The 6,935-nt window shown below is 41.3% G+C and carries 6 protein-coding genes; 1 reads left to right on the plus strand and 5 read right to left on the minus strand.

The features are described from left to right. Positions 1-223: 223 nt before the first annotated feature. The 5 genes from BGL89_RS07585 to BGL89_RS07605 form a co-directional block, all read right to left on the minus strand. On the minus strand, positions 224-1,717 hold the full coding sequence (locus BGL89_RS07585; protein WP_286825189.1) for a thymidylate synthase: 1,494 nt from the start codon (positions 1,715-1,717) through the stop codon (positions 224-226). Between the two features lie 4 nt (positions 1,718-1,721). Beyond that, a complete protein-coding gene (gene tmk, locus BGL89_RS07590; RefSeq protein ID WP_286825190.1) occupies positions 1,722-2,345 on the minus strand; it encodes a dTMP kinase in 624 nt (207 codons plus the stop codon). Between the two features lie 25 nt (positions 2,346-2,370). Beyond that, on the minus strand, positions 2,371-3,756 hold the full coding sequence (locus BGL89_RS07595; RefSeq protein WP_286825191.1) for a dihydrolipoyl dehydrogenase family protein: 1,386 nt from the start codon (positions 3,754-3,756) through the stop codon (positions 2,371-2,373). A 76-nt stretch (positions 3,757-3,832) separates the two neighbouring features. Continuing rightward, positions 3,833-4,468 carry a bifunctional phosphoribosyl-AMP cyclohydrolase/phosphoribosyl-ATP diphosphatase HisIE gene (gene hisIE / locus BGL89_RS07600; RefSeq protein WP_103111441.1) on the minus strand — a complete coding sequence of 212 codons (636 nt, stop codon included), beginning with the start codon at positions 4,466-4,468 and terminating at the stop codon, positions 3,833-3,835. A gap of 267 nt (positions 4,469-4,735) precedes the next feature. Continuing rightward, entirely contained in the window at positions 4,736-5,398 is a 663-nt protein-coding gene (locus BGL89_RS07605; protein ID WP_286825193.1) for a PEP-CTERM sorting domain-containing protein, read from the minus strand. A 721-nt stretch (positions 5,399-6,119) separates the two neighbouring features. On the opposite strand from BGL89_RS07605, the gene BGL89_RS07610 reads away from it, so the two are divergent. Next, a complete protein-coding gene (locus tag BGL89_RS07610) occupies positions 6,120-6,731 on the plus strand; it encodes an IS607 family transposase (protein WP_286825194.1) in 612 nt (203 codons plus the stop codon). Positions 6,732-6,935: the final 204 nt, after the last annotated feature.

Here is a 6,935-nt window from a genome sequence, read left to right on the forward strand (position 1 = left end):
GGAGTGTTCGGGGGGGAAATTTAGGCACTTTTTCCCTGAAAATTAGGTAATTGACCCCCTGAAAATGGGTAAAACCCCACACCCCACACCCCACACCCCACACTCTACCCCCACGAAAAACTTTTTCAGCAGACCCTAAATAGAAGTTTCCTACTATCTTTTCACTGTTTACTGATTACTGTTCACTGTTCACTGTTCACTGATTACTGAAACTTCCCACTTCCTACTGGTCTTGCATATATGGTTGATTATTTTTGAGGCAATTGTATGCCTTTTGTAACTCGATTCCCAGATAACCGATATGTTCGGGAATAATTGCGGGATTAGTTGTTGCAAGCTCGCGGATTAATTTGAGGGGATTTTTGCCTTGATAACAGGCAACAATTTCCCCACTGCCGGGAGTAGTTTGTTGGACAATAATTTGTTCTGATTCTAGAGAAATCAAAAAGTTACCGCTAGGGTCAAAAAAATCACGCTGATTAACAATTTTATCGTACTGGGTGGCGATTAATCGTTCGACATTCTCCCAAGTATCATCGTATATATGGGCCGATTGACTAATAGTAATCAATGGACCTAAGGTTAAATTATACTGGGAGCGTTGATTGATTTCTTGGCAAATATGTTGCTGTAAAGCGCGCAATCCCATGGCATTTGCCGGCCAAGCGGCAAACATATCATTACTTCTAAATATTGCGGTGAGAGATAATTCATTTTCCACCACTCGCACCCAAATATGATTTAAACAGGGACTACCTCCCTTTTCGTGGTCTTTCACATCCCAGAGGGACATAACTGCACTGGCAGCGTCAATTTCTGAGATTAATTTATTAATAACCTGTGTAATTTGATCCCGTCCAAACCAAGAGCGCAATCTTTGACCATAGGTGTATTTAACTCCTTGGTGTATAGGGGAATCATCGAGAATTTGTCCGATATATTCGGTAAGAAAAGCTCTATCTATAGGCAAATAATTAGGTTCAGGAAAATAAAAGTCTCGGGGTTCATCGGTGACAATTGCCATTAGGTCGATTAATTCTTGCCATTTACCATCATATCCTGTCGGTCTAATTGTGCCGGTGGTTTTAATCTTTTGGAGAATTTTTACCCAAGTTTCGGCAATAGTTTTTCCTTCAATGCGATGACCGTATCTTGTCCCGGGTAGGAGAGAAGGAAGATTTTCTGAGATAGGAAAGGTTAATGGTTCTCCCCAAGTTGGTAAGGGGGATTGTTTTGCATAACTTTGGACAGTTTCAATCACTTCTGGGATGGATTTAACTGGTTGATATTGAATTGATTGACGCAATTTTTCGAGAATTTCTCTGTCAATTTCTTTGTCAATGTATCCCCTGATAAGAGAATTAATTAGCCAACATTCTCTACCTGTGTCACTTTTCCCTAACTGGAATCCTTGACTAAAAAAATCTAGCAAACATTGACAGCTACCGGAGTTCTTATCTTCCTTAGTCGCGCTGAGAATAACTAAGTATCTAACGTGGGGATTTGCTATTAAGTTTCTCAGCAGGGGACTAATTCCTCTGGTGGGACTATAAAGATTACCAATTACCGCATATTGGTCGGGATTTAAATGTTTAGCAAGGGACTGTTTTACTGTCCATCCGGTGATAATTGCTGTTTGTCCGTGACCGCAGATTAATTGATTGGGTTTATAGTGGGGTTGGTAGGTGAATTTAGGGGTGGTTTCTGTACTAAGCATGGGTTTAAATTAATTGTTCAAGATAATTAATAATATTTCGGTGAAGCTGTTCTATTGTATCACTGCCATCCAGTTGTAAAAAATTATCTTCATATTCTTTAAATATCTCGACAAACATCTGACGAACTTTCATTAATTTTTCTTGTTTTTCGTACACTTCTGTGATGGCTCTGTTTTTAATTCTTGCTAGAGAAATATCAGGAATAACATCGATATAAATGACTAAATCTGGATTGGGAAAATGTTGATTTAACTGCTGAACAAAAGCCAATTCTTCGGGATTATTGCAATTATAGGCCAAAGAAGAAAAATAATAACGAGTAGTGATCACATGGGTTTGTTCTTGGTGAATAAGTTTAAAAACGCCATCGTGATCATTATATAAGTGATCATGGCGATCGGCTGCAAATAGATAGGCCATTTGTTGGTCAAATTTATTTTGATCTTTGATAGAAATAAGATTAGTTTGCATTATTTCTCGAATCAAACGACCGATGACTCCCTCGGAAGGTTCCGGACTTAAAACTGCTTTTTCCCCGCGCTTTAAAAAATATTCTTGTAAGAGTTTTGCTTGGGTACTTGTTCCAGAACCATCAATACCTTCAAAGACAATAAATTTCGGTTTCATAATTTAATCTTCTTTCTCGCTCTAATTATCTGAATAATTGTTTTAGCCAAGTTAACCAAGATTTTTTCTGGGGTATTAATTGCGTCATTTCTCCGATAATCTCTCCCATACTTCCCCAAGCATAAATATTTTTATTGAGGGATTGTATAGTTAAATTTTCTTGTAAAGCTAAACTGATGATACTAATCATTTCTGCTGCTTGATTACCGACTATTTGCGCTCCCAGTATTTTACCATCTTGTCGGTAGATTAATTGACAAAATCCCGTGGTTTCCCCCCAGATTTGCTGTGGGACCATATTTTTGATGGGATAGTTGATCATCTTTACCTCCTCACCATAGCTGTCCTCGGCTGCTTTTCTAGTTAAACCCACCCAAGCAATAGCAGGATCGAAAGCAATAAATGAGGGAATTTGCTCCGGATTAAAGTTAAATTTTTCTCCCGTGAGCAGATGCTTGACTAACCCAAAAGCGGCCCGGTGATTTAAAGTAGGATCTGGATAATTATTTCTGAGCAAATTTAGGGCATAAATGCGGGAATTATCAGTTTGTAATTGCCGATTAACCCTAATTAATCCTTGCTCTAGTTTAACTCCCACCCCGGACAAATTTAATCCCTGTTCATTGACTTGATAATTACCAGCAAAAATCATATCATCAACTTCCATGACACGATTGCCTAATTGTAACCATTTTTGACCCTCGATCGCTTTCACTTGACTAGGACAATAGCCGGATAAAATCTTAATTCCTTCCGCTTCTAAAATGGCAGTAACTAAATGGGAGATTTCCCGATCAATATCCGGCAGTAGATAATTATCCTCGATAATTAAGCTAATTTCTTTCCCTAAACGTCGGAGAATTTGTGCCAAACTCACAGCCATGCTGCTGTTGCCAATAATCGCTAAATGTTGTCCTAAATTGTCTAAATTTGGCTCTTGCCAAAGGGTCTGAGCAGTAAAATAATTAACCTCATCTAAGCCGAAAATTCTCGGTACTTGCGGATAAAAACCAGTAGCGATAAGATAGTGTTTAGCCAACAATTGCCGACCGTTAACCACGAATCCTAAACGCGGCAGCCGGACAAATTCCCCCCCATCTGGGATCACATCTATTCCTTCCGTGGCTAATCTCGCCAAAGAATGATGTTTATTAATACTTTTATCTACTTCCTCTAACCATTCCCGCAACCGTTGCCATTGGGGATAAATGGCCGTTTCTTGCCAATGATTCAGCAGTTTATAGAGATGGATAATTTGGCTGTAGCCCTTGCTAAAAATGTCCTCAGATGCCTCTAAATTGCCGCTAGAAGGCTGTTGCACTAAAGCCACCCTTTTTTTGAGGTGAACAGCCAACAAAGCCGCTTCTATCCCCGCAGGATTGGCACCGATAATTACTAAGTCGTAAACCACAAGTATAAAGTAGGAGTCGGAAACTTAACACTTAAAACTCAAATCTGATAACTGATTACTGATTACTGATAACTGATTACCGGCGCCGGTCTTGCAGTTTTTTATAGACATCTCGCAGGGGGACTTGATGATAGGCGAGAGCGACGAGGGTATGATAAAAAAGATCGGCCACTTCTGCGGCAATAGCATCGCCATCATTATCTTTGCAGGCCATGACCACTTCTGCCGATTCTTCGCCGATTTTCTTGAGAATTTTGTTATCTCCTCCGGCCAAGAGTTTACAGGTGTAGGATTCCGGATGAGGATCGTCTCTGCGATCGCAAATTACCTTAAACAATTCCGAGAGAGTATCGGCCGCTGGCGGTGATTTTTGCCAATTTACTTGGTGAAAACAGCTTCTTTCGCCGGTATGACAGGCGATATCACCGATTTGCTCAATAGTCAGCAAGATGGCATCACTATCGCAATCGTAGCGAATTTGACGCACTTTTTGGATATGGCCCGAGGTGGCTCCTTTGTGCCATAATTCTTGACGAGAACGACTCCAATACCATGCTTCCCCAGTGGTGAGGGTTTTTTCGAGGGATTCCCGATTCATCCAGGCCATCATTAACACTGTAGCATCAAGATAGTCTTGAGCGATCGCTGGTACTAAACCCTGGGGATTATAAGCGATCGCGTCGAGGGGAATAGCGGAGAGTAAAGAAGACATCAGTTTTTCGCGGTCAAGAATTATGGTGGGACAAATTACCCAAAGCTTAATTATATAGCCATGGGGTCTTGGGGGTTAGGGTTTAGGGGTTAGGTATCCCCCATCCCCCATCCCCCATCCCCCATCCCCTATCCCCTATCCCCCATTCGTGTTAGAATCAACGCTTAAAGAAAAAGCTAAAAGCTAGAAAACCAAACAGGGCATCTAACCTTTAGCTATTCTTGTTCAACGTCACAGTTATCAATGTGTGCAAGACATTGGTAACTGTTATTTTTGTTTCTTGAAGCGGGAAACCAATCCTAAACCACCCACTGCCAGAAGTCCGAGGACAGTACCCGGTTCGGGAACGGTTGTTTGGTGGAAAGAATTTTGGAAGTCGAATAAACCTTCACTGCCAGGATTAGTATTAACTAGGGTATTTGTGACGGTCAACAGTGTCTTGGGGGCGATAGGGTAAAAACCTGATGCAGGGTCCGGTGAGCCGTTAGTTGAAACTAGGACATTAGGTATCTCAGCAAATGTCTCGGTTACAGTCCCGTAGTTGGATGATACGTTTGAATCCAGGTCAACCCCGACAATAGCCCAGCCGGGCTTAGTGACCGCGATTGTATATTTCAAAGACCCCCCGGGACCCTTATTGGGATCCTGGGAAGCCAGAGTCTCAGAATTGTATACGAAATAATAATGATCACCCATCTGGGTCAGCGCAACATTATCCAGCGCCTGGGCCCCAATGTCACCCGAGACGTACGTAACTTTTTTGTCGCCGACTTCAAGAGGAGTACCGGGAGTAGTTGGGGTTCCCACCCACTGCTCCCAAGTTAACATCGCGGCACTCGCACTGGTAGCGGTAAGCACTGCGCCGGCGAGAACCCCGATGGCTAGAGAGCCAGAAGCAAAAGTTTTGGTTAATTTGTTGGTTGTCATCATAACTGAATTATCCAGCGTTAATTGTGTGTACTATAGCCATCAAAAGAAGTTAGACAAGCGTTAAGCTCGCTGATAACTTTTTGTTTGACCTGACATAATTATAGCGAAACTATTCAAAAAAAAACAGGTGTTTTAGAAAAATTTTTCCAGCAATATTTATCTATTTTTTTCCAATTTATAGCAGTTTTTCTTAAACATAACTACCAAAAATTGACAAATATACCCAAGCTTTTTGGTGAAAGTTGGACAAATAAACAGGCTCTACTTAAAAAAAAAATCTCTCAATTTGTTACAAAACTTAATCAAGAGAGGGACATATATAAAACTTAACAGTTTTGACTGTCAAAACTGTAGTTCGATAGCAATCAACTCCCTAACGAGTTGACATACCCCAAAACCCCCGGACAAACTCAGGTTTTAGAAAGACCAAAAATCCCGTTTAATATCTGTATCTAAAGAGGTATGAGTAATTTTCCTAAATCATCTATAGTTACCAGCGTAGGGTAATGGCAGTATAAAAGTGGACAACTGACTGTCTAAAGTTGGATGATTCTCTCTCGAGAAATTTCTTTAATTAAAACTGGGTTAAGTTAAGACGCATTTAAACAACTTATTCTTAGATTAGCCGAATCTAACCCAATCCCTTTACTGTTGCCTCTTGCAAGAGTGCCTCTTTCCTCATCTGGCCCAAGCAATTTAAATACTTAACAGCTTATATACTATGAATAACCTCATCACTATTCGAGAAGCCTCCGATTTACTCGGAGTTAGCATTAAAACCCTCCGGCGCTGGGAACAACAGGGTAAAATTGCCCCAATTCGTACCCGCGGCGGCCATCGCCGATTTCGACCGGAAGATCTCTTACAATCTGGTCAAGCAAACCCATTGATTATTGGCTATGCTCGTGTTAATCGACCTGAACAAAAACCCCAATTAGACATCCAGATAAAAGCGTTAGAAGACTTTTGTAATCAACAGGGTCAACCCTTTGAAATTCTCACCGATATCGGCAACGGAGTCAGCTACAATCGCCCTAGTTTTATGCGTCTAGTGGAGATGATTTGTCACGGTGAGGTGAAATCTCTAGTTTTAACCCATGCGGAAACTGTTAGTCGCTTTTGTCATGATTTTATTTTAGGTTTGTGCCGTCTCTTCAAAATCCAAGTCATTCTCCTCAATCAACCCCAGGAATCCATTACAGATGAGGATTTATTGGACGATCTGCAATCCCTCATCACCATCTGTTACGATCATCTCTACCCACTACATAACCCGGCTCATCAGCAATTACTAGAATACCTAGGGGCGTTTAAGGATGTCCGTCTGGCTTAAAATCGTCCTTGGCGTGGGTTTCTTATCCCTCTTTTTAGTTGTCTGATGCCGCCTCTGCTATTCCCCGAACAACGGCCAAAAATAGTAATATTTTAGCTGACGGCTGACGGCTATATTGACATCCTCACCGCCGTAAACGGACGGTGATTCCCAAACCTCACGATTTAGGTTTCTGCTTCTTTCCCTTGCGGGGTTCCGCACCTG

The sequence above is a fragment of the Microcystis sp. LSC13-02 genome (assembly GCA_002282935.1).
In the GTDB taxonomy this organism is placed as follows: Bacteria; Cyanobacteriota; Cyanobacteriia; order Cyanobacteriales; family Microcystaceae; genus Microcystis.